At 68.7% G+C, this 25,210-nt stretch carries 18 protein-coding genes; 13 read left to right on the forward strand and 5 right to left on the reverse strand.

Annotated features, from left to right (window positions below; translation table 11 throughout):
* Nucleotides 1-2 precede the first annotated feature (2 nt).
* Entirely contained in the window at nucleotides 3-995 is a 993-nt protein-coding gene (locus ABNX41_RS04260; protein ID WP_438668487.1) for a phosphatase PAP2 family protein, read from the forward strand.
* Nucleotides 996-1,151: 156 nt separating this feature from the next.
* Nucleotides 1,152-1,892, forward strand: a complete 741-nt coding sequence (locus tag ABNX41_RS04265) for a YebC/PmpR family DNA-binding transcriptional regulator (protein ID WP_438668488.1) — start codon at nucleotides 1,152-1,154, stop codon at nucleotides 1,890-1,892.
* 260 nt (nucleotides 1,893-2,152) lie between these two features.
* On the opposite strand, the gene ABNX41_RS04270 is transcribed toward ABNX41_RS04265, so the two are convergent.
* Together ABNX41_RS04270 and ABNX41_RS04275 are read right to left on the reverse strand one after the other, a co-directional pair.
* The gene (locus tag ABNX41_RS04270; RefSeq protein WP_438668489.1) at nucleotides 2,153-2,293 is read right to left on the reverse strand and encodes a hypothetical protein; all 141 of its coding nucleotides are present in this window, start codon (nucleotides 2,291-2,293) and stop codon (nucleotides 2,153-2,155) included.
* A 218-nt stretch (nucleotides 2,294-2,511) separates the two neighbouring features.
* Entirely contained in the window at nucleotides 2,512-4,062 is a 1,551-nt protein-coding gene (locus ABNX41_RS04275; protein ID WP_438668490.1) for an ATP-dependent DNA helicase, read from the reverse strand.
* A 249-nt stretch (nucleotides 4,063-4,311) separates the two neighbouring features.
* On the opposite strand from ABNX41_RS04275, the gene ABNX41_RS04280 reads away from it, so the two are divergent.
* Nucleotides 4,312-5,154, forward strand: a complete 843-nt coding sequence (locus ABNX41_RS04280; RefSeq protein WP_438668491.1) for an isocitrate lyase/PEP mutase family protein — start codon at nucleotides 4,312-4,314, stop codon at nucleotides 5,152-5,154.
* Nucleotides 5,155-5,349: 195 nt separating this feature from the next.
* Here ABNX41_RS04280 and ABNX41_RS04285 read toward each other — a convergent pair whose 3' ends face one another.
* Together ABNX41_RS04285 and ccrA are read right to left on the reverse strand one after the other, a co-directional pair.
* Entirely contained in the window at nucleotides 5,350-5,559 is a 210-nt protein-coding gene (locus ABNX41_RS04285) for a hypothetical protein (protein ID WP_438668492.1), read from the reverse strand.
* Nucleotides 5,560-5,705: 146 nt separating this feature from the next.
* On the reverse strand, nucleotides 5,706-6,998 hold the full coding sequence (ccrA, locus tag ABNX41_RS04290) for a crotonyl-CoA carboxylase/reductase (protein WP_438668493.1): 1,293 nt from the start codon (nucleotides 6,996-6,998) through the stop codon (nucleotides 5,706-5,708).
* A 404-nt stretch (nucleotides 6,999-7,402) separates the two neighbouring features.
* On the opposite strand from ccrA, the gene ABNX41_RS04295 reads away from it, so the two are divergent.
* The 8 genes from ABNX41_RS04295 to ABNX41_RS04330 all read left to right on the forward strand — a co-directional run bounded on the left by ABNX41_RS04295 (nucleotide 7,403) and on the right by ABNX41_RS04330 (nucleotide 17,811).
* A complete protein-coding gene (locus tag ABNX41_RS04295) occupies nucleotides 7,403-7,666 on the forward strand; it encodes a (2Fe-2S)-binding protein (protein WP_438668494.1) in 264 nt (87 codons plus the stop codon).
* Nucleotides 7,667-7,798: 132 nt separating this feature from the next.
* Nucleotides 7,799-8,284, forward strand: a complete 486-nt coding sequence (bfr, locus tag ABNX41_RS04300) for a bacterioferritin (protein ID WP_438668495.1) — start codon at nucleotides 7,799-7,801, stop codon at nucleotides 8,282-8,284.
* Between the two features lie 243 nt (nucleotides 8,285-8,527).
* Complete coding sequence (locus ABNX41_RS04305) at nucleotides 8,528-9,787, forward strand: AI-2E family transporter (protein WP_438668496.1); 1,260 nt, start codon at nucleotides 8,528-8,530, stop codon at nucleotides 9,785-9,787.
* A gap of 221 nt (nucleotides 9,788-10,008) precedes the next feature.
* Nucleotides 10,009-11,427: a phosphohexomutase domain-containing protein gene (locus ABNX41_RS04310; protein ID WP_438668497.1), complete on the forward strand. Its 1,419-nt coding sequence runs from the start codon at nucleotides 10,009-10,011 to the stop codon at nucleotides 11,425-11,427.
* 119 nt (nucleotides 11,428-11,546) lie between these two features.
* Nucleotides 11,547-12,581, forward strand: coding sequence for a lysophospholipid acyltransferase family protein (locus ABNX41_RS04315; protein WP_438668498.1), 1,035 nt, complete (start codon nucleotides 11,547-11,549; stop codon nucleotides 12,579-12,581).
* 100 nt (nucleotides 12,582-12,681) lie between these two features.
* A complete protein-coding gene (locus tag ABNX41_RS04320; RefSeq protein WP_438668499.1) occupies nucleotides 12,682-13,593 on the forward strand; it encodes a DMT family transporter in 912 nt (303 codons plus the stop codon).
* 177 nt (nucleotides 13,594-13,770) lie between these two features.
* Complete coding sequence (locus tag ABNX41_RS04325; RefSeq protein ID WP_438668500.1) at nucleotides 13,771-16,764, forward strand: hypothetical protein; 2,994 nt, start codon at nucleotides 13,771-13,773, stop codon at nucleotides 16,762-16,764.
* Between the two features lie 135 nt (nucleotides 16,765-16,899).
* Nucleotides 16,900-17,811 carry a glycosyltransferase gene (locus ABNX41_RS04330; RefSeq protein ID WP_438668501.1) on the forward strand — a complete coding sequence of 304 codons (912 nt, stop codon included), beginning with the start codon at nucleotides 16,900-16,902 and terminating at the stop codon, nucleotides 17,809-17,811.
* 103 nt (nucleotides 17,812-17,914) lie between these two features.
* On the opposite strand, the gene ABNX41_RS04335 is transcribed toward ABNX41_RS04330, so the two are convergent.
* On the reverse strand, nucleotides 17,915-21,118 hold the full coding sequence (locus tag ABNX41_RS04335) for a rhamnosyltransferase WsaF family glycosyltransferase (protein ID WP_438668502.1): 3,204 nt from the start codon (nucleotides 21,116-21,118) through the stop codon (nucleotides 17,915-17,917).
* 800 nt (nucleotides 21,119-21,918) lie between these two features.
* Between ABNX41_RS04335 and ABNX41_RS04340 the strand changes: the two genes are divergently transcribed.
* On the forward strand, nucleotides 21,919-22,380 hold the full coding sequence (locus ABNX41_RS04340; protein ID WP_438668503.1) for a hypothetical protein: 462 nt from the start codon (nucleotides 21,919-21,921) through the stop codon (nucleotides 22,378-22,380).
* Nucleotides 22,381-22,640: 260 nt separating this feature from the next.
* Nucleotides 22,641-25,196, forward strand: coding sequence for a M10 family metallopeptidase (locus tag ABNX41_RS04345; RefSeq protein WP_438668504.1), 2,556 nt, complete (start codon nucleotides 22,641-22,643; stop codon nucleotides 25,194-25,196).
* Nucleotides 25,197-25,210: the final 14 nt, after the last annotated feature.

Raw genomic sequence — 25,210 nt, forward strand, 5'->3', positions numbered from 1 at the left:
TCATGATCGCAGCCAATCGAGCGACCACCTTTGCCGCAACCGGCCCGGCCGCCCGTCCAGTCCTGCGCCCGGTCCTGCTTCCGGTCCTGCTTCCGGCCGAGCGGGTGCTTCTCGCCATGGTCTTCGCCATCGGCGCGGCCGCGCTGGCGCTTGTCGCGGCCATGGGCCGGGTGGTGGAATGGGGCGGGTTCCTGCCCGGTCTTCTCGGCGCCGTCGCGATCATCGCCGTCGGGGTCTATGCGCGCGCCTGGCGGCGAATGAAGCGCCTTGGCGACGTGGCGGTCGGCATCGGGCTGTTCATGGGCTTCACCGCCATCGTCGCCCTGTTCATCTACGCGCTTTTCCCACTGCCTCGGCCGATGATCGACCACGAGCTGCTCGGGCTGGATGCAATGTTGGGCTACGACTGGGTGGCATTCGTCGAGGCGCTGGCGCGATGGCCCGCGATCGGCAGCTTCCTGGGCTGGCTTTACATGAGCTCGCTGGCGCAGATCATCCTTGTCATCGCGCTTTTGGGCGCCATGGGGCGGGAGACCGCCCTGCACCGTTTCCTGATGGTCGGCATGCTGACCATGATCCTCGCGGTCGCGATCTGGTGGACATGGCCCAGCGTCGGCCCCTCGGCCTGGAGGCTGCCCGACCCCGCGGCGGCCGAGCGCATCGGCCTCGTGTTCTCGCCGCGATATGGCGCGATCCTGCTGCATCTGGTGCAGGAGGGACCGGCGGTGATCCGGGTGGAGGAGATCATGGGCATGGTCGCCTTCCCCTCGTATCATATCGTCATGGCCTGGATGGTGCTGTGGTATGCGTGGCGCACCCCGCTTTCCCTGCCCTTCCTTGCCAGCGGCATCGCCATGGTTCCGGCCACGCTGTCGCATGGGGGGCACCACCTGGTCGATCTGATCGCCGGATCGCTGCTGTTCGGGCTTTGCGCCTGGCTTGCGGCGCGTATCGTGACGGAGCGTATCGTGACGGAGCGCGGGCCCGCCCCGTGACGGGCGGGGGGGCGAACCCCCGTCGAAACCCCGGGGGGACCCGACCGGCGGAAGACCCCGCGCCCGCCGCCCGGGTCCGGGCCGAGGCCGGGGTTGCCTCGCGCCCCCTTGGCGGTGTAAGGACCCCCACCACCGCAAATGCAAGGAAATGGGGCCATGGCAGGCCATTCGAAATGGGCGAACATCCAGCACCGCAAGGGCAAGCAGGATGCCATCCGCTCGAAGATGTTCTCGAAACTCTCGAAAGAGATCACCGTCGCCGCCAAGATGGGCGACCCCGATCCCGACAAGAACCCGCGCCTGCGCCTGGCCGTCAAGGCCGCCAAGGCGCAATCCATGCCCAAGGACGTGATCGACCGCGCGATCAAGAAATCGCAGATGGGCGATGCCTCGGACTATTCCGAAATCCGCTATGAGGGTTACGGCGCGGGCGGCATCGCCATCATCGTCGAGGCGCTGACCGACAACCTGAACCGCACCGCCTCGAACGTGCGCAGCTATTTCACCAAGGCGGGCGGCAATCTGGGCCAGACCGGCTCGGTCTCGCACAGTTTCGACCGTCTGGGCGAAATCTCCTATCCTGCGACGGCGGGGGATGCCGACAGCGTGATGATGGCCGCGATCGAGGCCGGGGCCGAGGATGTCGAAAGCGACGAGGACGGCCACTGGATCTATTGCCGGGTCGAGGATCTGTCCGCCGTTTCCGACGCGCTGGAAAAGGCGCTTGGGGAATCCACGGAATCCAAGCTGGTCTGGCGGCCGCAAAGCCGGACCGAGGTCGATCTGGACACCGCGCAGAAGCTGATGCGCCTGATCGACACGCTGGAAGAGGATGACGACGTGCAGACCGTCACCCATAATTTCGACGTGCCCGAGGATGTGGCGGCCAATCTCTGATCCGGGCCTTGCTGCCCGGGCCCGCCGCCGGGTCTTGCCGAATGCCTCACGCCCCCGGAGCCGCGCGTTCCGGGGGCGTTTGCATCGCATAGGGGGGGGCTGCGCATCCATCCGCGTGGCGCAGGCGTTCATCCGCGTGGCGCAGGCGTTCGTCTGGACCGGCCCGGGATCCTGGCGGAGAGGGGGATCCTGGCGGAGAGGGGGATCCTGGCGGAAAGCGGGCGAAAACACCGTGAGGGCGCATGGCGCCCTTTCCCCCTTCACAGCCAGACGAAGATTGCAAGCAGGACCACGGCAAGGGCCGCCAGAACGATCAGGACCGCGGCCCCGGGACCGGGACGGTCATGGTAATCGCCCTCAAGGGCCCGCTGCTCGCGGGCTGCCCGTTCCTCTTCCTCCATCGATCCCCCCAACTCCACTCTACACGTAATTTTAAAGTGGTTTGGTCGGGGCGCAACCCGTCGGGGAACTCCTGGTAAAGTTGACGTAACGGTATTTTGGCGCCTGCGACGTGCCGTAGGGGGCGGTGTCGGAAAAACCGCGCGCTGGCAGGGCGCAGGCGTGCGATCCGGGATCGGCGCGGCGAAGACGGGCATCGCCGGGCCAAGGGAACGGGGGCTCAGCCCTCCGCCTCTTCCGTGCCCGAAAGCTCCAGCTTCGGCGCCGCCACGCGCAGATCGGCGATGCCAAGCGGCGCCTGCGGGCGGCCGAGCCGGTTGCGCACCACCCAGTGCAGCCGGGTTTCCGCCCGGGTGATCGCCACATAGGCCAGCCGTTTCCACAGGGGCAGCCCCGCCTCGGACCGCCCGGTCTGCGCCGCCGCCCACAGGTCGGGCGCGAAGACCTGCACCTCGGGCCATTGCGACCCCTGGGCCTTGTGGATCGTCACCGCCGCGCCATGCAGGAAGGCCGCGCCCATGGTGGCGGCATGGGGGATGAAGGGCTCTTCCTCGCCCGGGCGCTCGATCTTGACGATCGAGGCGGCCGAGAGGCGCGGATCCTCGGCCCCGATCACATGCAGCTTGGCGAAGCCCGGCTTGACGCCCGGGCCGAGGTAGATCACCTGCGCGCCCTTGATCAGCCCGCGCGCCTCAAGGTCGATGCGGCGCTTGCGATGCTTGAGCGGCAGCTCGATCCCGTCGCAGATCAAGGGCTCGCCGGGCATCAGGTCGGTCTCGGGCGCGCCATGGGCCATGCGGAAGGCGGTGATCAGCTTGATCCGCGTCACATTGCGCCAGACCAGCACCGGAGAGCGCGCCATCAGATCGGCATTGACCCGTTCCGACCAGACCACCCGGTCGTCGGCGCGGGCCTTTTCCTGCACCAGCGCCTCGAAATCCTCGAAGCGCAGCCTGTCGTCGGCCAGCGCATGGGCAAGGTCCAGGATCGGATTGTCCTGGGTCTGGCGGTGGATGCGGTGCAGGTTCAGCCGCGCGGGTGCGGGCAGGCCCTCGAACACCATCTTGCCCGACTGGCCCACCGGGGCAAGCTGCGCCGGATCGCCGAACAGCACCAGCCGGGGGAAGATCTCGCGCAGGTCGTCGAACTGGCGCTCGTCCAGCATCGAGGCCTCGTCGACGAAGCCCAGGTCCAGCGGCTCGTCGCGCCGCTTCCAGCCGGTGATGAAATCCGACCCCCGCAGCCCCGCCGCCGCCAGCGCGCCGGGGATCGAGGCCACGCTCTGGTAGAAGGCATGCGCGCGGTCGAGGGCCTGTTCGCTCAGCCCCTCGGCGCCCAGCCCCTCGATCGAGGGGCGCGGCGCCTGGCCCGCCAGCCATTCGGCGATCCGTTCGTATTGCGGGTCGTAGACCGGGGTGTAGAGGATGCGGTGGATGGTGGTCGCGGGCACGCCGCGCATCCGCAGCACGCTTGCGGCCTTGTTGGTGGGGGCCAGGATGGCGAGGGTGCGGCGCTCCTTGCGGCGCTTGCCCTCCCAGTCGGCCGAGACGATCTCGACCCCGGCCTCCTTCAGGGCCTTGTAGAACTGGGCCAGCAGCAGGGTCTTGCCCGACCCGGCCTTGCCGGTGACGGCCAGGACCGAGGTCCGCCCCTCGCCCGGCGGGGTCAGCATGCCCTCGTCGAGGTCGATGCCCTGACCGGCCAGTTCGGCCGCGATCCGGTCCCAGGCCTCGGCCTGGTCGTCTGAGAAGAGGGGGGCGGGCGGCTGCATGGCCCCTGTCTAACCCCGCTTGGCGCCAAGGGCCAGTGCGCCTGCGGGAGGGGCGGGGGGACGGGCGAGGCAGGCAGGGGGTGGCGTGAGCGGTGGGAATGCTTTCCCCTGAAGTGGTTCGGATCCGATGGGGCCCGTATCCTGTCGTTTTGAGCCCAGAGCTGCCGGTGGCATCAGATCGTCCAACATATATGTTTCCATTTTGTTCCTGCCTGCTACAGTGGCCAGCATATCGAATGCGGAGGAAGCATGTCGGATCGGGAAACCAAATTTAGACGCCTCAAGGCCCTCCACGAAGGAGACCGGGCATTTGTCATTCCCAATCCGTGGGATGCTGGTTCCGCACGCCTGCTTACCAGCTTGGGGTTCGAAGCGCTTGCCACGACCAGTGCAGGATACGCCTTTTCGAAGGGCAAGCGGGATTCCTTCGCAGGCCTTGGCCGGAGCGAAATACTTGCGAATGCTGCCGAGATCGTCTTGGCAACAGAGCTTCCGGTTTCTGCCGACCTTGAGGATGGCTTCGGCGCGACACCGGAAATTTGCTCGGAGACCGTCCGTATGGCCTGCCAGACTGGCTTGGCGGGTGGGTCGATCGAGGATGCTACGGGAGATAAAGACGCCCCGATTTATGAGCTTTCACAGGCGATTGATCGCATACACGCGGCTGCGGAAGCGGCTCGGGAGAGCCCGTTTCTGCTGACGGCAAGGGCAGAGAACTACCTCTGGGGCAAACCCGATCTTGATGACACGATCAGGCGCCTTCAGGCTTTCTCCGAGGCGGGCGCAGATGTTCTATATGCTCCCGGTCTTCCGGATATCGAAGCGATCAGAGCGGTATGCCATGCGGTCGACAAGCCGGTGAACGTAGTGATGGGGCTGAAGGGCAAAACCTATACCGTCGCCGAACTGTCCGAGGCAGGAGTTCGTCGCATCAGCGTCGGGGGCTCTTTTGCGCGAGCTGCGTTCGGCGCGTTGATGCGTTCGGCGCAGGAAGTGAAATCGTTCGGAACCTTCTCCTACGCAGAAGACGCGATCCCCGATGCCGTCATGAGCCAGCTTATGTCTCAGGACAAATGCGCTGAACGGCTATGACCGCTTCGTCCGCAAAGCGGACGTCCACCGCCATCGCGCGTGGTATCACCGCTCACGCAGGGGGGCTATATGTCCAAGATGGAAGCTCCCCCGCGCGGGTCGCGGAATGGCCGTTGATTTCACCTGATCTTCAAGGCCGCCACTCAGGCATTTTCGCCTCCGGGCGCGTTCCGGTCGCCGGGGCGGATCGGCGCCTCAATGCGCGCGGCCGCCGCCCGAGGCATTGCCGTTGCCGGGCAGGTCGCGTTGCGCCGCGACCTCGGCCCGGGCGACCGCCAGGGTCTCTTCCGCCTTGGCGGCCACGGCGGGCAGGCCGTTGGCCAGCGCATAGTCGCGCAGGTCGCCCAATACCTCGAAGATCCAGTCGTGGCCCATGCCCGCACCCGCATACAGAATAATACGCAAAATTGTATCATTCTCCGAAGGGTAGAGAGTATCCACCGATCCGGCGACAGAGCCGGGGCATTGTTCGCGGATGCGAAACGCCCGCGCGGGTGTCGCGCGGGCGTCGTCGGCTTGTTGCAGGGGGGCTGGCGCCCAGCGGTCGGGGGTCAGCGGTTGCGGCTGGCCTCAAGCGTGTCCTCGAAGGTGCGCAGGCCGGTGCGCGGCGCCTGGACCAGCACCGACATGTTGCCGGGCTTGTGCTGGTTCTTCCACATCAGCGTATGGGCGCGCGGGATCTGGTCCCAGGGAAAGACCTCGGACATCGAGGGGTCGATCCGCCGCTCCACCATCAGCTTGTTGGCGGCGCTGGCCTGTTTGAGATGGGCGAAATGGCTGCCCTGCAGGCGCTTTTGATGCATCCACATGTAGCGCACGTCGAAGGTGCAGTTGAACCCCGAGGTGCCCGCGCAGATCACCACCATGCCGCCCTTCTTGCACACCAGCGAGGACACGGGGAAGGTCGCCTCGCCGGGATGTTCGAAGACCATGTCCACGTTCACGCCCTTGCCGGTGATGTCCCAGATCGCCTTGCCGAAGCGGCGCGCCTCTTTCAGCCAGTCGTTGTATTCTTGGGAATTCACCGTCGGAAGCTGGCCCCAGCATTTGAAATCGTTGCGGTTGATCACGCCCTTGGCGCCCAGGCCCAGCACGAAATCGCGCTTGCTCTCGTCCGAGATGACGCCGATCGCATTGGCGCCTGCGGTATTGATCAACTGGATCGCGAAGGAGCCGAGCCCGCCCGAGGCCCCCCAGACCAGCACGTTCTGCCCGGGCTTGAGGTCATGCGGCTCATGCCCGAAGAGCATGCGGTAGGCGGTGGCGAGGGTCAGGGTGTAGCAGGCCGATTCCTCCCAGCTCAGATGGCGGGGGCGGGGCATCAACTGCTGGGCCTGGACCTTGGTGAACTGGCTGAAGCTGCCGTCGTTGGTCTCGTAGCCCCAGATCCGTTGGCTGGGCGAGAACATCGGGTCGCCGCCGTTGCATTCCTCGTCGTCGCCGTCGTCCTGGTTGCAGTGGATCACCACCTCGTCGCCGACCTTCCAGCGTTTCACCGCCGATCCCACGGCCCAGACGATGCCCGAGGCGTCCGAGCCCGCGATGTGGTAATCCTGCTTGTGGCCGTCGAAGGGCGAGATCGGCACGCCAAGCCCGGCCCAGACCCCGTTGTAGTTCACCCCCGCCGCCATGACCATCACCAGGACCTCGTTCGAATCGAGCTTCCAGGTGTCGACCACCTCAAGTTGCATGGCCTGTTCGGGGGCGCCGTGACGCTCGCGCCGGATCGCCCAGGCATACATCCTTGCCGGGACATGGCCGAGGGGCGGGATCTCGCCGATCTCGTAGAGGTCTTTCTTCGGGGCGTCATAGGTCATGTTCGGGGCCTGCGTGTCCAATGCCATGGCGGAATCCTCATCCCTGGGGGCGCAATGCGGGAGTCGCCTGCGTCCGGCGGCAGGATTAGAATCCATTGCGCAATAATGCAATCAGAATGTGACTGTATTTATAATTTTATGTCCGCTGCGTTGCAGAAATTCGGATGGATGGGCGGAACGCCGCCTGGCTGGGGGCCTGTCGCCGGGGCAAGGCGGGCGGATTTGACCGAGTGAAACTCTCACCTTTACATTTCCGATGAATCTTGTCATCCATTGCGCCATGGCGCGGGATCCGCAACGACCCCGCAGCACCCCGCTTCTGGAGCAGATGCCGTGACGCTCTTTCCCCCTTGCCCGCTTCCCGCCGCCGACGGCCGCCGTGCCGCCCGGGGGCCGGTCTGCGGGCGGCGGCCCGGCCTCGGGGGGCGGAAATGATCGTCTGTTCCTGTCAGAACATCGCCGATCACGAGATCCGCGCGGCGGTGGACTGGATGCGCGCCTCGGACCCCGAAACCATCATCACCCCCGGCAAGGTCTATCACGCGCTTGGCAAGAAGGCCGATTGCGGGGGCTGCATGCCGCTTTTCCTCGACACGATGCGGGGCTGCGAAAGCTTCGGCGTCGCGGGGGCGCCGGCCCAGGCCCGCCCGCCCGTTCCGATGCTGCGGCGCCTGCGGGAAGCCCGTTTCAAGTAGAGTGTTTTCGTCATATTTAGAATTATTCTAAAAAATTTTCCCACCCCCATGGACAGGGGATTTTCGGGCGCTTACCTTGATGCCATCCGAAGCAGGCAGGTTCATTTTCCTGCGCAACGTATGGGGTTTGCCATGAAGGGCGACGCGAAAGTCATCGAATATCTCAATGCCGGGCTGCGGTCCGAACTGACCGCTGTCAGCCAATACTGGCTGCATTACCGTCTTCTGGACGACTGGGGCTATGGCAAGCTTGCCGCCAAGGCGCGCGCCGAATCCATCGAGGAAATGCAGCACGCCGACAAGTTCATCACCCGCATCATCTTCCTCGAAGGCCATCCGAATCTGCAAAAGCTCGATTCGCTGCGCATCGGCCAGAACGTCAAGGAAGTGCTTGAGGCCGACCTTGCCGCCGAACATGGCGCGCGAGAGCTTTACATCGAGGGCCGCCGCTATTGCGACCAGGTCGGCGATTATGTCAGTCGCGCGCTTTTCGACGAACTGATCGCCGACGAAGAGGGCCATATCGACTTCCTGGAAACCCAGCTTGGCCTTTACGAGGAACTGGGCCAGCAGGGCTATGGCCTGCTGAACGCCTCGCCCGCGAACGAGGCCGAGTGATCCCCGGTCGGCGCACCCGGGGCGGAAAGCGCCCGGCGCCCGGTCCCTCGCGGCGGTCCTTCCAGCCCCATGGCCTTCGACGCGGCGCCCTTCCGGGCGCCGCCTTGCTTTCTGGCGGACCCTGGGATTTCATGCGGGCGGGCGGCCTTGCAGTCACATTGACGCCATGGCGATGGACCATCCTTGGCATCTGCAATAGCTTCATCGTGAACCCGAGACATCAAGGCTTGCATGACCGATCCCATGGCCCAAGACAAAGCGGCAACCGACGACATGGCCTTCGGCCCGGCGCAATCCGCTCCCCCCGGCGCAGGCCCGGGCCTCGGCCCTGCGGCCAGCGGGGTCCGAAAGGCGCGCCGCCCGCTGCTGACCGACCTTTCGGCGGCGCGCTGGCTGCTGCTGGCGATCCTGGCGGCCTCGGTCTATTTCTTTCACGGCTTCCTGGTGCCGGTCCTTGCGGCCGGGGTGATCGCCCTGGCAAGCTGGCCCCTGCGCGAGCGCGCGATCCGGGGCCTGGGGCTGGGCCGCACCACGGCGGCGACGCTTCTGCTGCTGACGCTGGTCTGTTTCCTGGTCATCCCGATCATCCTGGCGCTGCTCTATGCCTTCCGTGAGTTGCGAAGCTGGATCTCCTGGGGGATCATGGTCAACACCACCGGCACCCCCACGCCGCAATGGATGACCGACCTGCCGCAGATCGGCCCCTGGCTGGACGAGCAATGGCTGAGCCATATCGGCCGCCCCGGCGCGATCAGCGAATATGTCCAGATCGTCAGCGGCGAGAATATCGGCGCGATCTATCGCGCGGCGCTGGCGACCGGGACCACGGTCTTCCATCTCGCGCTCAGCCTGGTCTTCATGCTGATCACGCTGTTCGTGCTCTACCGCGACGGCGACCGGCTGACCGCCCAGCTTGACCGGGTCGGCAGCCGGATCCTGCCCGAACGCTGGGACCGGCTGTCCAGGATCGTGCCCACCACCATCTCGGCCACGGTCACCGGCATGACGCTGATCGCCATCGGCGAGGGCGTGGTTCTGGGCGTGGCCTATTGGCTGGCGGGGGTGCCGTCGCCGGTCACCTTCGCGGTGATCACCGGCTTCATGGCGCTGATCCCGGGGGGGGCGCCGCTGTCGTTCACGCTGATCTCGATCTATCTGGTGGCCAGCGGCAGCCCGTTCGAGGGGGTGGCGCTGTTCGTCTGGGGCACGGTCGAGCTGTTCATCGTCGACAAGACCATCCGCCCGGTTCTGGTCGGCGGGCCGGTGCGGCTGCCGTTCCTGCCCACCTTCTTCGGGCTGATCGGGGGGGTGAAGACCATGGGGATCGTCGGCCTGTTCGTCGGGCCGGTGCTGATGGCGATCCTGGTGTCGATCTGGCGTGAATGGCAGCGCGAACTGGCCGAGATCCCGGCGCCGGGGGGGCCTGTCGGTGAGGGGCTCGTGGGTGCTCCCCCGGGATCCGGCTTCGCCCCCGCGCCGCCGCCGCCGGACCCGGTGGCCTGATCGCGCCGGTTTTTCCGTCGGTCTTTTCCGACCCGCGTGGGCCCCGATCGCCACCCGAGGCGCTGTCCTCCGCATGACGTTCCCCGGGGGGGCTGATCGGCGGATCCCGAGCGGCCTTGCAAACCGTCCGGCGTTTGCGTTCCGGGCGGGGTTTCGGCCTTGCGGCCATGGCGGGGCTCGGGCAGGGTCGCGCGCCGGAAACACGTTCGAAAGGTGGGAAGATGGCACCGAAATTCGGAACCTCGGGTCTGCGCGGGCTGGTGGTCGAACTGACGCCCGGGCTGGTCGCCGATTACACCCGCGCCTTTCTTGCGGCGGTGCCGTCGGGCGGCGGGCTGTGGCTGGGCCGCGACCTGCGCGAAAGCTCGCCCGCGATCGCGGATGCGGTGCGCGACGCCGCCCGGGCCGAGGGCGTTCCCGTCACCGATTGCGGCGCGCTTCCGACGCCCGCGCTTGCGCTGGCGGCGCTGCGGGCGGGGCAGGCGGCGGTGATGGTCACCGGCAGCCATATCCCCGCCGACCGCAACGGGCTGAAGTTCTACGCCCCCAGCGGCGAGATCACCAAGGCCGACGAGGCTGCGATCCTTGCCGCCCTTGGCCGCGCGCCCGCAAGGGGCGCGGCGCCGGTCGGCGACGGGACGGCGGCGGCGGCGGAGTATGTCGCCCGCTATGTCCGCGCCTTCGGCCCCGGGGCGCTTTCGGGCCTGCGGATCGGGGTGTGGGAACATTCCTCGGTCGCGCGCGAGGTCCTGGCCCGGGTGCTTGCCGCCACCGGGGCCGAGGTCGTGGCGCTCGGCCGTTCGGACAGCTTCGTCCCGGTCGACACCGAGGCGGTGGGGGCCGGGACCCGCGACCGGCTGGCGGATTGGGCGGCGCGGCACGGGCTCGATGCCGTGGTCTCGACCGATGGCGATGCCGACCGGCCCATGCTCGCCGATGCTTCGGGGCGGATCGTGCCGGGGGATCTGCTCGGCCCGCTGGTGGCCGGGTTCCTGGGCGCCGAGATCGTGGTCACGCCGGTATCGTCCAATACCGCCGTGGACCTGGCCGGGGCCTGCCGCGTGATCCGCACCCGCATCGGCTCGCCCTTCGTGATCGCGGCGATGGAGGAGGTTCTGGCGCAGGACCCCGGCGCGAAAGTGGCGGGATACGAGGCGAACGGCGGCTTTCTGCTGGGGTTCGAGGCCATGGGCCCCGCTGGCCCCCTCGCGCCCCTGATGACGCGCGACAGCCTGCTGCCGATCCTGGCGCCGCTTGCGGCGGCGCGGGCGCAGGGCATCGGGATCGCGGAACTGGCCGCCCGCCTGCCGGGCCGCTTCACCGCCAGCGACCGGCTGCAGGGGATCGAGGCCGGCCGATCCGCCGCCTTCCTGGCCCGGCTGGGCGCGGATCCGGGCGGTTTTCTGGCCCGGCTGGGCCTTGGGGCCGAGGTGGCGCGCGACGAGACCGACGGGCTGCGCCTGCATGTCGCGGGGCAGGAGGGGGCGGGGCAAGAGGGAGCGGGGGATGAGATCGTCCACCTGCGCCCCTCGGGCAATGCGCCCGAGTTCCGCGTCTATGTCGAGGCGGCCAGCCCGGCCCGGGCCGAGGCCCTGCTGGCGCAGGCGCTGGAGCGGGTGGCGCAGGCGCTGGAGGGCTGAGGCCGCGCGGCCCGGCCGGGCGGCTGCCGATTCCGTTCCGTTACCCGGGCGTCACCAATGCGTGATCCCCGCCCGCTAAAAGCCCGCCCAGGCAATCATCGCGTCCGGGGGATTTCGGGATGACGGATATGACCGCGACCATGGGCGGCAGCATGACCGGGACCGAGGCTTTCACCATCGCCGGGCTGGCGCTTGGCGATGTGGTGCCGGACCTGCCCGATTTCGCCGACCTGCGCCTGCCGCCGGTCTTCACCTATTCCCATCCCGGCCAATCCGCCTTTCGCCGCCGCATGATCCGGCTGGCCGAACTGGCCTTCGGCAGCGCGCGGCTTGAGCGGATCTATCGCGACTGGCGGCGGATGCCGCGCGACCCTTCCGCCTCGGTCTTCACCGAGGCGATGCGCATCCTTGAGATCGAGACCGAATACGCCGAGGGCTCGGCCGCGCGGATCCCCGCCACCGGCGGGGTGCTGGTGGTGGCGAACCATCCGTTCGGCATCGCCGACGGGCTGGCGATCGGCGATCTGGTGGCGCGGATGCGCCCGGATGTGAAGCTGATGGTGCATTCGCTGCTCTGCCGCCCGGTCGAGGCCCGCGACGTGCTGCTGCCGGTGGATTTCAGCGGTGCTGCGGGCGCGCGGCGCACCTCGGCCATGACGCGGCGGGCGGCGGTGGCCTGGCTTGAGGCCGGGCATGTGCTGGTGATCTTTCCGGCGGGCGGCGTCGCCACCGCGCCCCGTCCGCTGGCGCGGCGCGCCGCCGATCCGGCCTGGCATCCTTTCGTGGCGCGGCTGGCGGCGTCGAAGGGCGTCCGTGTGGTGCCGGTCTTCGTCCACGGCCAGAATTCGCGGCTGTTCCAGATGGCCAGCCACTTCTCATATCCGCTGCGGGTGGCGCTGCTGTTTCGCGAGACGCTCCGGCGCAGGCGGGGAAAGGTGCGGCTTTCGGTGGGCGAGCCGGTCTCGCTGGCGCCGGGCCGGGGGATGGCGGAGGATGCCCGTCCCGCCGCCGGGGAGGGCGCTGACCGGATTGGCACCCGCGCCATGGCGGGCGGCGCGGTCGAGCAGTTGCGGCGGATGACCTTCGCCATGGCGCCACGTCGCGGCCCGCGCGCCTCGGACGAATTCCGCTATCCCGATCGCCTGAAATGGTAGGTCGCCCGCGCCGCTGACGGGCGCGGGGGCCCCCTTGCCTTTCCCCGGGCAAAGGTATCTGGCTGTCGCCATGATCGGAAAAACGTGGACGGCCCGGAACATGACGCGCAAGCCCCTTCCCGCGGGCGTCCTCGCCGGTATCCTGTGGATGGTCGTCAGCACCCTGGCCATGGTCGGCGTGAACGGCGTCGTCAAGCATCTGGGGACCCAGATCCCCGCCGCGCAATCGGCCTTCATCCGCTTTCTCGTCGGCGTGGTGTTCTTCCTGCCGATGGTCCCGCCGGTCCTGCGCGCGCGCTATCCGGCGCGGATCTGGGGGCTTTTCGGGCTGCGCGGTGTTGGCCATGTGATCGCGGTGCTGCTGTGGTTCTACGCCATGGCCCGGGTGCCGGTGGCCGAGATGTCGGCCATCGGCTTCATCAACCCGGTGCTGGTGCTGGTGATCGGCGGGCTGCTTCTGGGCGAGCGGCTGGGGCCGCGCAGGTTCGCGGTGGCGCTGGTCGCCTTTCTGGGCGCGATGGTGGTGCTGCGCCCGGGGCTGCGCGAATTGTCCCCGGGCCATTGGGCGCAGATCGGGGCCACCTGCATGTTCGCCGTGACCTATATCGTGGCGAAGAGGCTGAGCGCTGAACTGCCCGCCGGGGTGATCGTCGCCACCCTGACCTTCACCGTGACGCTGGGGCTTTTCCCGCTGGCGCTGGCGGTCTGGCAGCCGGTGACCGCGGTGCAGGTTCTGTGGCTGGCGGGGGCGGCGGGCTTTGCCACCCTTGGCCATTACGCGATGACGCGGGCCTTCGCGCTGGCGCCGTTGGCGGCGACGCAGCCGGTGGGCTTTCTCCAGATCATCTGGGCCTCGCTTCTGGGGGCGATCGCCTTTCACGAGGCGGTGGACCCCTGGGTGCTGGCCGGGGGCGCGCTGATCGTGGGGGCGGTCAGCGTCAATACCCTGGCCGAGGCCCGGCTCGCCGCCCGGCCCGGCACCCAGATGGATCCGCCGGGACCCGAGCTTTGAGCCCGCCCGCGCCGAATCCCGGGGCTTTCCGTAAAAACTGGGCTTCCCGTTAAAATTCAATCCAATTCCGGGATAAAAGCCGGATCTTCGCCCTGAATTGTCCCCGCCCGGGAAACGCGCTCCCCCGATCCTGTGCCCCGGGGTCTTTCGGCCCGGGATCTTTCGAGGTGACGGGTCATGGTGACGATCAGGCAGATCGGTGTGCTGACGGGGCGGCAGTTCACGGCGGCGATGGAGCATGTGGGGTTTTCGCTGGACGCTTCGGGTCCGTCGCCGGTGGTGCGGGCGGTCAGCTTCACCACCCGCACCACGGTCTCGCTTTCGCTGGCCGAGGGCGCGCTGGCGGTCGAGGCCGGGGCCGAGGCGCAATCGCGCGGACGGATCGGCCTGACGGTCGACGGCGTCGCGGGGACGGTGGCGGCCGCCGCGGTCGAGGCCGCCCGGCTTGACGGCGCCGAGGGGCGCAGCACCCGGGCCTTCATCGGCGAGGGCGGCTTCCTGTTTCCCGGCGCGGTCGAACTGCTGGTCCTGCCCGGGGCCTCGGGCGACCTTCTGGTCGCCGCCCGCCCCGAGGGCCGGGGGATCGAGGTCTTCCGCCTGCCCGCAAGCGGCGATCCGGTGCGGATCCAGACCGTTGCCGATACGGTCTCGCTGCTGCTTTCGGGGGTGAATGCGCTGGCCTCGGCGCAGGTCGGCGCGGCGCGGCTGGTCTTCGCGGGCTCGCTCGACGAACACGGGATCACGGTGCTGCGGCTGGGATCGGACGGTCGGCTGACGGTGGTCTCGGACCTTGGCCCCGACGACTGGCTGCCGGTCAGCGGCATCACGGCGCTGCGCAGCGTGGAATACGGCGGCGCGACCTGGCTGATCGCCGCGGCCTCTGGCTCGTCCAGCCTGACCGTGTTCCGGGTCGGCGCCGATGGCGGGCTGACGGTGGCCGATCACCTGATCGACAGCCGCGACACCCGCTTTCAGTCCGTCCGCGCCATCGAGGTCATCGAGGCGGCGGGCCGGGTCTTCGTGCTGGCGGCGGGGGCGGACGACGGGCTGAGCCTGTTCTCTCTGCTGCCCGACGGGCGGCTGCTTCACCTGCAGAGCCTCGCCGACAGCGCCGAGACCGCGCTGTCGAACGTGACCGCGCTGCGCGCGGTGCAGCTTGGCGGCGTGATCCAGATCCTTGCCGTTTCCGGCGCCGAACCGGGGCTGAGCGTGCTGGAGATCGACCTTTCCGGCCTTGGGACGGTGGTCCAGGGCGGAGCGGGCCGGATCGTGGGGGGCGCGCGGGCCGACATGCTGATCGCCTCGGCCCAGACCACGGCGCTGGCGGGCGGGGACGGCGCCGATATCCTGATCGACGGCCCCGGCGCGCAGGAGATGAGCGGCGGGCGCGGGCAGGACGTCTTCGTGATGACGGCGGGCGGCGGCGCCAATGTGATCACGGATTTCGAGCCCGGGGTGGACCGTATCGACCTGTCCGGCTGGCGGATGTTCCGGGGGGCGGCGCAACTGACCTTCACCGCCACCGCGACCGGCGGAATCATCGAATTCGGTGCCGAGCGGCTGGTGATCCACACCAGCAACGGTCGCCCGCTGACCTCGGCCCAGGTCATGGCGATGGATTTCGGCGCGGGCGTGCAGCGGATCGAGGTGGTGCTGGCCCATGACTACGAGGAGACGGAAGAGGTCGTGGTGACGCCGCCACCCACCACGCCGACCCCCAGCCCGCCGCCGGCGACCCGCCATGACGGCACCTCGGGGGCGGATCTGCTGCGCGGCACCTCCGCCTCGGAATCCTTCTACGGCATGGCCGGAAACGACACTTTCGTCGGCGGCGGCGGGGCCGACAGCTTCTACGGCGGCGCGGGGTTCGACATCGTCAGCTACGAGGGCCTGGCCCAGGGCCTGGTGATCGACCTTGCCGAGCGGGCGCGAAGCTCGGCCGAGTTCCGTGACGACCTCTTCGACGGCATCGAGGGCTTTCGCGGCACCGCGCATGGCGACCGCTTCACCGGCGCGGCGGCGGGCGGCAACTGGTTCGACGGCGCGGGCGGCAACGACACGATCACCGGGCGCGGCGGGCGCGACACGCTTTACGGCGGCGACGGCAACGACGTGATCGCGGCGGCGGGCGGGGCCAATCTGATCTATGGCGGCGCGGGCAACGACACCATCACCGGCGGCACCGGCAACGACACGATCTACGGCGGGACAGGGCGCGATTCGATCTATGGCGGCGGCGGGAACGACCTGATCTACGGCGGTGGCGGCGGCTCGCGGATCGAGACCGGCGCGGGCAACGACACCATCCACGCGGGCAATGGCGGGGCGCGGGTCCTTGCGGGGACGGGCAACGATTCGGTGATCGGCGGCGATGGAAACGACGAGATCGTCCTTGGCGCGGGTCACGACTATGCCGAGGGCGGCGCAGGCAACGACAATATCGCGGGCGGCGCGGGCAACGACACGATCTATGGCGGCGCCGGCAACGATTCGATCGGCGGGGGCGAGGGTGACGACGTGATCTACGGCGGCGCGGGCAACGACACGATCGGCGCCGGGCCGGGCAACGACCTGGTCTATGCCGGGGCCGGGCGCGACGTGATCTCGACCGGGGCGGGGAACGACACGATCCATGCCGATGGCGGCGACAACCAGATCGGCGCCGGGGACGGGCAGGATCTGGTCCATGGCGGCTCGGGCCGGGACACCATCGGCGGGGGCGAGGGCCGCGACACCATCTATGGCGGCGGCGGCGACGACGAGATCGGCGCGGGTCCGGGGGACGATCTGGTCTATGGCGGATCGGGCAACGATTTCCTGGCCGGCGGGCCGGGCCATGACACGATCTACGGCGGGCCGGGCGACGACCGGATCAACGGCGGGCCCGGCAACGACGTGGTCTATGGCGGCGCTGGCGCCGATATCTTCATCTTCGCCGAGGCGACCCCCGGCGATACCGACCGCATCATGGATTTCGAGAACGGCATCGACCGCATCCGCCTGGGCGGTCTGGCAGGCGCCACCGCCCATGACCGTTTCGCCGCGCTTTCGATCCAGGACATCTCATATGCGGGTGACCGCGGCGCGATGATCCAGTATGGTGGCCAGAGGATCTTCCTGCCCGGAATATCGGCAAGCCTCCTGGATGTGAGCGATTTCATCTTCACCTGAGGCCGGGCATATTGCATCCGCCCGCCGTCGGTGGCCTGACGGGGCGGGTGTGTTTCGAGGTTGGACGTGCCAGGATTTGAATTCGGATTTGCCGGACCGCGGGCGGAATTGGCCCCTGGCGCAAGCCCCTTTGCCGTGACCATCCTGATGGGGGTCTACAACGGCGCCCGCCATATGGCGCTGCAACTGGAAAGCTTCGCGGCGCAGAGCCACCGCGACTGGTGGCTGGTGGCAAGCGACGACGGCTCCTCCGACGCCAGCCGCCGCATCCTTGCGGATTTCGCCGCCGCGCGCCCCGAGGGCCAGGTGAAGCTGGTCGACGGGCCGCGCTGCGGTTTCAGCGGCAATTACCTGTCGATGCTGCGCCATCTGCCCGAGGCGCCGGGCTGGCTGGCCTTTTCGGATCAGGACGACGTCTGGCTGCCCGACCGGCTGGAGCGCGGGATCGCCGCGCTGCGCGGGATCGAGGGGCCCGCGCTTTACTGCGGGCGGACCTGGGTCACCGACGATGCGCTGAACGGGCGGCGGCTGTCGCGGGGCTGTCCGCGCCCGACCGGCTTTCGCCATGCGCTGGTGCAGAATGTGGCGGCGGGGAACACGATCCTTGCCAATGCCGAGGCGGGCCGGATCCTGGCCGCCGCCGCGCGCCGCACCGAGGCGGTGGTGGCACATGACTGGTGGGCCTATCAGCTTATCACCGGCGCGGGCGGGCGGGTGGTTTTCGACGACCGGCCGACGGTGCTTTACCGCCAGCACGGCGGCAATGCCATCGGCGCCAACGACGGCTGGATCTCGAAGCTGCGGCGGCTGCGGCTTCTGGCGCAGGGGGTGATGGCGGAATGGACCGACACCAATATCGCCGCGCTTGAGGCCGCCGCGCCCTGGCTGACCGAGGAATCGCGCGGCCTCGTGCAAGAGCTTGCCGGGTTGCGCCACGCCTCCGGCCCGTTGCGGCGGGTCTCAAGGCTGCGGCGGCTGGGGCTTTATCGCCAGACCCGCTCCAGCACCGCCGCGCTTTGGGTCGCGGCGGCGTTCCGCAGGCTGTAGCGGCTTTTCGCTACCCGCTGCGGCCGGGGACTTTCCCTTGGTCCCCGGGCCTTCGAGCCGGGGCCGTCGCATCAGGGCCTGCGGGGTGCGGCGGCGGCGGATTTCACCCCGGCTGATCGGGGCGGCGTTCCGGGGCGCTGCGGATGTCCAGCCCGAAGACGTTCCCGACCCCCCTGATCGCCTTGACGAAATGCTCTTCGATCATGGCGCGGCGGGCGGGGGTGCGGCCGCCATCGGGCAGGTCGGTCAGCCGGTGGGCGGCGCGCCATTCGCGTGCGATCTCGCGGCGGGGCGCACCCGAGGCGATCAGCGCGGCGAGGCGCTCGCAATCCTCGATCCGCAGCGAGGGATTGGTCAGGTGATGCGGCACCGACCAGTTCAGATCCATCGCGCCGGTCAACTCCTCGAACACGCGGCGGATCTCGCGCGAGGAATGGACATGCAGCCGCGCCTGCGGGTTCTGGTCGCGCCAGAGCAGCAGGTAGACCTCGAAATGGAATTTCTCGGCATTCTGGCGGAAGAAGGCGTCGAAGCCAGGGATCTGCGGCGGCTCTGCCGTCCCGTCTTCTGGCGCCCCGTCTTCCGGCGCCCCGTCGGGCGTCCCATCTGCCGATTCGCGCTCGGTGGCCTCGGCGAAGGGATGCAGTCTTTGCTTCACCGTCTGCGAATAGGCGCCAAAGATCAGTTCCGGCATCGGCCGCAGGAAGGTCAGGAATTCAAGCTCCAGATCCATTTCGCGCGCAAGCCGGGACAGCCGCTCGACCCATCCGGGATGGGTCAGCAGATCCTCATGCGAATAGATCAGGGTATGGGCCTCGCCGAAGTCGCGCTCCAGCCGCGCGCGGTCCAGATCGGGCACCAGCATGCCATTCCCCGGATGGCCGGTCGGAGGCTCGGGATAGGCGATCGAGGCCCGGGCCAGCCGCTCGCGGTTCTGCAGCAGAACCCGCTGAAGGAAGGTCGATCCGCATTTCGGCGCGCCGTTGTGGACGATGACCCGCCGCCGCCCCTCGGGTCGCCGCAGCAGGGGCAGCGCCAGCGGGGCCAGTTCGCGCGCGGTGTCGACCAGCGTGGCACCCAGGGGCGCAAGGTCGATCCGGCGCTCGTCCAGGGTGGCCGGGCCCAGGTTCCAGGCGTTGGAAAGCGCGTTGCAAAGCGCATGGGCCTCGGGCGCGACCGACAGGATCGCGGTGGAAAGCCCCGACAGGTTCTTGCCGCCGAAAGTGTTCGTGACCACCCGCGCGCCCGCCGCCGCCATCTCCAGCGGCGGATGGCTGGGATGGGGCGAGAGCATCAGCGACAGCCCCACATCCACCCCGGCCAGATAGGCGGGATAATCCTCATAGGGCAGCTTGCCCCGGCTGATGACGACATGCCCGCCGTCCAGCCGGACCGGCGCGTGCCGCAGCCCGACCGATTCGATCACCACATCCTCGGGGCGGATCTGGGCGCGCTGGAGAAAGCGGTTGATCGCCTCGATGGCGGTGGGGAAAAGGTTGCGCGCCACTTCGGGGCGGCCGTAGATCGCGATGCGGCGCGGCGTCTGCGGGCTGCGCGCCATCCCGGCATAGCGGTCGATGTCGATCGAGGGGCGGAAGGTCAGGCTGTCGGGCCGGGCGAAGCCATAGCCCTGCGCCGCGAAATAGTCGCGCAGCAGTGAGGTGTTGAAGATCGGAACGAAATCAAGCGCGTAGCTGGCCAGCGCATCGGCGTGTTCGGCGCCCCAGGGGTAGAAGCCCGGCTCGAAATCCTGGATCAGGTAGAGAAAGCGGTGGCGCTGGTAGCCGTGCTCCTGGATCAGCCGCGTCGCGACCATGGCGGTCCACCAGGCGGTGGCAAGGAAGCGGTCGTCGCGATGCGCGGGGATCGTGGGCTCGGTCCGGCCGCAATGCAGCGTGATGCGCGCGGCGGCGCCGGTCGCGGCCTGTTCGGCCGTCAGGCGCGAGGTCAGGAACATCGACGAGACATTGGGCGCCGAGATCGGCAGGTCGGTGGCGATGAAGCGCACCCGCAGCCCCTCGGCCGCCAGCGCGAGGCCAAGGTCCACCGCCGTCGCGATCCCGGCGAAGATCTCGGTCGGGTTCAGCGTCGGCACCAGCACCACGACCGCGGGCGCCTCGGCGCTGAAATCGGGGGCGAAGGAGGGGGTCTTGCGTCCGTCGACCAGTTCCCCGAGGCCCATCGGCACGCGCGGGTCCGCCTCTGGCAGGGCCGAGGTCGGCTGCACCCCCGGCGACAGCGAGAAGAGCCGGGCGTCGAACTGTTCCGAGGCGCGGGTGATGCCATGGGTCAGCGCGTCGCGCAGGCTCCAGACCGCGCGGCCGGTGGCGACCAGCGCCGCGCCGAAGGCCAGCCGCGCCAGATCGGCATGGCCGGTGAACAGGTAGCGCAGCCCGTCGCCGATATGGCTTTCCGCGCCGCGCAGCCGCCGCATGTAGCGCCGCAGCGGGCGCAGTTTCGCGTTTTCCGCCGCCGCCCCATTCGACGCATGGGTCGAATTGAGCCGGTGCCAGGCACTCAGCGCCAGATAGCGCGACCGTCCATAGGCGGCGGCCTCGCGCCGGATCCAGGTCATGTCGGGCAGGCGCAGCCGGGTCTTGAGGCCGCGCCGGGTGCGGTCGACCGCGCCGATGGCATTGCCGCCGTGCTGGCGGTAATCGACCAGCGGCCGGTCGATCAGCGCGATGCCGCCGGTGGCCGAGGCCAGCAGCGCCAACCACAGGTCATGGTAGAAATGCACCCCGCTCTGGCGCGGGAAGGGCAGTGACAGTTCCACCAGCCGCCGCCGCATCAGCACCGCCATTCCCGTCACCGTATTGCGGTAGAGCAGGTCGTGGATCTTCGGATGCCGCAGCCGTCGCTCGAACCGGAAGACGGAAGGGTGGATTTCCCGGCCCGCGCCGTCGATCACCCGGGCGTCGGAATGCACCAGATCGGCGCCGCTGCGCTTCAACTCGGCCGCCCCCGCCGAAAGCCGGTCGGGGTGCCAGATGTCGTCCTGATCGGACAAGGCGAACAGCGCATCCCCCGGCATGAGGCCAAGCGCGGCCTGAAGGCCGAACTGGAAGGCGTTCACCGCCTCCAGCGGCGCGGCGGGCCGGGCGATGTGATGGGCGAGGCCGTGACGCTCCAGCCCCTCGCGCGCCAGCGTATCGCTCATGCAATCGGCGATCACCGCGACGACGAGTCCGGGGCGAAGCTCTTGCGCGGCAATCGAGGCGATCTGTGCGTCGAGAAAGGCGGGGTCCGGGCGGTAGACGGCCAGGACGACGCAGATCGTCGGGGAGGCAGGGAAGGATTGCGGCAAGACGGGCCTTCGGATGCTGAGGAAGCGTGGCGCCCCTGCGCATACTTGTCCGGAGGGGGCATGGCAAGCGGCGGGGGCGGGGGAAAACCGCTCAGGGTCGGGGTCTCGGGGGCGCGGGTGTCAGGGGACAGGACGGGGAAGCCTGCGCCGGAGGGGGCGGCGGGCGATCCGGGTTGCGGGCGGAGCCCGGGCTAGGCGAGTGGCCATCAGCGGGCGGATATCGCGATTAGGTCATCGCGAGGGGGGCTGCCTCTTGCGCCGGTGCGGAGGATGGGCGACCCGATTCTCGGCAGTCTCGGCAGTCTCGGCAGTCTCGGCAGTCTCGGCAGTCTCGGCAGTCTCGGCAGTCTCGGCAGTCTCGGCAGTCTCGGCAGTCTCGGCAGTCTCGGCGCGTTTTCGTGATCCTGAGCGATCGGGCCCGGCATTGCTTTCGCATCGCGCGGGGTGCGCGTGGTTCCGGGGCTGCGACGATCGAGCGGCTCTCATTGTTCCACGGCACGGATTGGGTGGGATCGCAGGGCCGTTCTTTCGGCCCTGTCTTGCCGTTCTCTATCTTGCCCCTGCGCCTTGTTTCCCCGTCCTGCCGCCGCCGGTCTTGCGGGCGGTCTCGCTCTGGTGTTCACTACTGGCCATCGGCCCCGGGAATGGTGCGCGGGACCGCGCGGGCGCGCGCAAGGAGGGAACCGATGCTCCGAAAGATCTTCCGCGCCGTCCCGCGCCTTTGCCCGCGCCCGTGGGGCCGGCGTCTCAGGCGGAGGGTGGTCGGCGGGGGTCTGGAAAACCGTATGGCGGAAAATCGGATGGCCGGGGGCCGGGAGAGCGGCGGGGCTTCGGGACGGGCGCGCGCCTTGTTTTCCGCGCTCTGGTTCGGTGCGCTCGCGGCCTGTATGGGGGCGGGCATGGGCGTGGGGGATGCGATGGGAAACAGGGTGGGAAGCGGAACAGGAGGGGGTGAGATCACCCTGGCCTGTGTCGCCGGGAATGCGAAGCTCCGCCTGCCGGAAGGACTTTGCCCGGTCCTCGCCGCGCGGCTGGTCGCCGCCTATCCGGGGACCGAGGTGCGGCTTGCCGCCGGGGATGCGCCCGCGACGGCGACCCTTGTGGTGACGCAGGCGGGCGGGCGGGCTCTTGCGGCCCGGCTGGACTGGGCGGGGGCACCACCCGGGGCGCCGCTTGCGATGGCACGGATGGACGCACCGCTGGATGCGGCCGCGTTCTCGGGCTTTCTCGACGATCTGATCGCGCAAACTCCGCGGCCCTGAGGGGGCCCTGCGCGCGGCTCCGGCTCTCGCGCAGGTCGCCCCTGGAGCGGGGCGACTTTGCCCTCGCGGGGAGTGCCTGGCCCGCCGCACCGCCTCCGGCCGCGCGCGCCTCTGGCCCGGGCCTTGCGAAGGGCGCCGCCCCCTTGCACCGGCCCGGGCTGGCCCTCCGATGGCTTCCCGGGCATTGAAGGCAATTCCCGTCTTGCCCCATCGCCTCCGGGCGTGTTCATGTGGCCCGGCAATGAAACGGGGCCGAAACCATGGTAATTCAACTGTCGAAGGATGCGTTTGCCGCAGCTACCTCTGCCGAGCCGGAGCTTGATCCGCTGTCGGGCGCCGTGACGGGGGTCGGCCCGCTCCTGCTGTCGCAGACCGTGGTCGAAAGCGGCGATGCGGCCGCCGGAACCTCGACCAACGCGCGGGTGAGCGTGGGCGACAGGTTCGACGGCAACCTGAGCAGCTTCAACGACCGCGACTGGATCGCCATCGACCTCGTGGCCGGGCAAAGCTACGTCTTCACCGCTTTCGGGCGCGGCGGCTCGTCCTCCGGGTTGACCGACCCGGTGCTGCGCGTGGTCGGGCCGAGCGGGCAGCAGGTGGCCTATTCCGACGATGTCTATGCCGCTTCCGGCTATTTACTGAGCTATTTCCCCGAGGTCGGCTTCACCGCCCGGACTACCGGAACCCATTATATCGAGGTCTCGGGCTACAGCGGTTCGGGGCGCTATACCGTCAGCACCGCGACCAATGTCTTCACGCCCGAGCAGATCGCCAGCTATCTGGTGGAATCGAGCTGGGGCGTGCCCTCGCCCCTGACCTTCGGCCGCACCTCGCTGACCTACAACATCGACGGGCTGACCGCCGCCGGGCGGCAGCTTGCCGAATGGGCCTTCGACGTCTGGGGCACGACGACAGGGCTCGTCTTCACCCGCACCAGCTCGGGCAGCGCCGATATCCGGCTGGAGGACAACGAATCCGGCGCCTTCGCCGGCCCGTATAGCTACAATCCGCTGACCGGGCAGATCAACTATTCCACCGTCAATATCGAGTCCGGCTGGCTGAGCGTCTACGGAACCAGTTTCGACAGCTATTCCTATCAGACCTATCTGCATGAGATCGGCCATGCGCTTGGCCTCGGCCATGCCGGGCCCTATGACGGCTCGGCCTCTTTCGCCCGCGACGCGCTTTACCTGAACGACAGCTATCAACTGACGATCATGTCCTATTTCGACGTCGAGTCGAACCCCAATGTCACCGGAGCGAACGGCCTGCCGCTGACGCCGATGATCGCCGATCTTGAGGCGATCGAGATGCTCTACGGCTCGATCGCGGCCAATACCGGCGATACGGTCTGGGGCCGGGGCTCCAATGTCGGGGGCGTGCTGGGGCAGTTGATGGCGGTGATCGCGGGCGAGAGGGCGGCGCCCGCAGGCTTCCTGGCCGGAGACCCGATCCTGCTGACGATCTCGGACACCGGCGGCAACGATCTGCTGGATGTCGGCTTTTCCACCGCGCATCAGCGCATCGACCTGCGCCCGGGCACCCTCTCGGATATCGACGGCGAGCGGAACAATGTCGCGATCTCGCTCGACTCGGTGATCGAGCGGGTGATTTCCGGGCGCGGCAACGACAGCATCACCGCCCATGACTTCGGAGCCCATATCACCGGGGGCGGCGGCAACGACACGATCATCGGCGGCGCTGGAACCGATACGGTGCGGATCGCGTCGCGGCGCGACGCCGCCACGGTGCAGCGCGACGGCGATTGGGTCGTGATCACCTCGGCCGATGGCATCGACCGGATCCGCAATGTCGAGTTCTTCCAATTCAACGACCGGACGCTGGCCCTGACCGATCTGTTCGCGACCACGCCGACTCCGACGCCCGAGCCGACCCCCGGCGGGGTGCGCCTGGACGGCACCTCGGGCAACGATACGCTTCAGGGCGGAGCGGGGCCGGATCTGATCTACGGCCATGGCGGCAACGACCGGCTGGTCGGGAATGCCGGAAACGATACGATCTATGGCGGCGACGGCAATGACAACATCATCGCCGGTGCGGGCGACGATCTGGTCTATGGCGGCGCGGGCAACGACAATATCGCGGGCGCGGCCGGCAACGACACGATCTATGGCGGCGACGGCAACGACAGCCTTGGCGGCGGCGACGGCAACGACCGGCTGTTCGGCGGCGCGGGCCGCGACGTGATCGGCGGCGGCGGCGGCGAGGATCATATCGAAGGCGGCGACGGCGACGACCTGATGTCGGGCGGCGCGGGCCGCGACACGCTCTACGGCGGCGACGGCAATGACCAGATCGGCGGCAGTTTCGACGACGACCTGGTCTATGGCGGCAATGGTCACGACGATCTGGGCGGCGGCGACGGCGCCGATACGATCTATGGCGGGGCGGGCAACGACAGCGTCGGCGGCGGCGGCGGGAATGACCTCATCTACGGCGAAGAGGGCGACGATTTCCTTGCCGGCGGCGCGGGCAACGACACGATCTATGGCGGACCGGGGGCCGACCGCATCAATGGCGGTCCGGGCAATGATGTGCTTTATGGCGGCTTCGGGCCGGACCGCTTCATTTTCAATGCCCTGACCCGGGGCGAAAACGATCGGGTGATGGACTTCCAGGACGGGCTGGACCGGCTTCAGATTAGCGGGTTGACGGGCAACGGGGCCGAGCGGTTCGCCCAGATCAGCATCACCCAGATCGGTGCCGATGTCTTGCTTGACGTGCTGGGCCATCGCATCACCCTTGTCGATATGCGGGTGGGACAGATCGACCAGAGCGATTTCATCTGGGTCTGAGGCGCGACCGGGAC

The organism is Pseudogemmobacter sonorensis (genome assembly GCF_042762395.1).
GTDB lineage: Bacteria > Pseudomonadota > Alphaproteobacteria > Rhodobacterales > Rhodobacteraceae > Pseudogemmobacter > Pseudogemmobacter sonorensis.

Excerpts from the sequence above, each read along its gene's own strand:
- ABNX41_RS04260 (WP_438668487.1), top strand. The coding sequence starts at position 3 with ATGATCGCAGCCAATCGAGCGACCACCTTTGCCGCAACCGGCCCGGCC.
- ABNX41_RS04265 (WP_438668488.1), top strand. The coding sequence starts at position 1,152 with ATGGCAGGCCATTCGAAATGGGCGAACATCCAGCACCGCAAGGGCAAG.
- ABNX41_RS04270 (WP_438668489.1), bottom strand. The coding sequence starts at position 2,293 with ATGGAGGAAGAGGAACGGGCAGCCCGCGAGCAGCGGGCCCTTGAGGGC.
- ABNX41_RS04275 (WP_438668490.1), bottom strand. The coding sequence starts at position 4,062 with ATGCAGCCGCCCGCCCCCCTCTTCTCAGACGACCAGGCCGAGGCCTGG.
- ABNX41_RS04280 (WP_438668491.1), top strand. The coding sequence starts at position 4,312 with ATGTCGGATCGGGAAACCAAATTTAGACGCCTCAAGGCCCTCCACGAA.
- ccrA (WP_438668493.1), bottom strand. The coding sequence starts at position 6,998 with ATGGCATTGGACACGCAGGCCCCGAACATGACCTATGACGCCCCGAAG.
- ABNX41_RS04295 (WP_438668494.1), top strand. The coding sequence starts at position 7,403 with ATGATCGTCTGTTCCTGTCAGAACATCGCCGATCACGAGATCCGCGCG.
- bfr (WP_438668495.1), top strand. The coding sequence starts at position 7,799 with ATGAAGGGCGACGCGAAAGTCATCGAATATCTCAATGCCGGGCTGCGG.
- ABNX41_RS04305 (WP_438668496.1), top strand. The coding sequence starts at position 8,528 with ATGGCCCAAGACAAAGCGGCAACCGACGACATGGCCTTCGGCCCGGCG.
- ABNX41_RS04310 (WP_438668497.1), top strand. The coding sequence starts at position 10,009 with ATGGCACCGAAATTCGGAACCTCGGGTCTGCGCGGGCTGGTGGTCGAA.
- ABNX41_RS04315 (WP_438668498.1), top strand. The coding sequence starts at position 11,547 with ATGACGGATATGACCGCGACCATGGGCGGCAGCATGACCGGGACCGAG.
- ABNX41_RS04320 (WP_438668499.1), top strand. The coding sequence starts at position 12,682 with ATGACGCGCAAGCCCCTTCCCGCGGGCGTCCTCGCCGGTATCCTGTGG.
- ABNX41_RS04325 (WP_438668500.1), top strand. The coding sequence starts at position 13,771 with ATGGTGACGATCAGGCAGATCGGTGTGCTGACGGGGCGGCAGTTCACG.
- ABNX41_RS04340 (WP_438668503.1), top strand. The coding sequence starts at position 21,919 with ATGGCCGGGGGCCGGGAGAGCGGCGGGGCTTCGGGACGGGCGCGCGCC.
- ABNX41_RS04345 (WP_438668504.1), top strand. The coding sequence starts at position 22,641 with ATGGTAATTCAACTGTCGAAGGATGCGTTTGCCGCAGCTACCTCTGCC.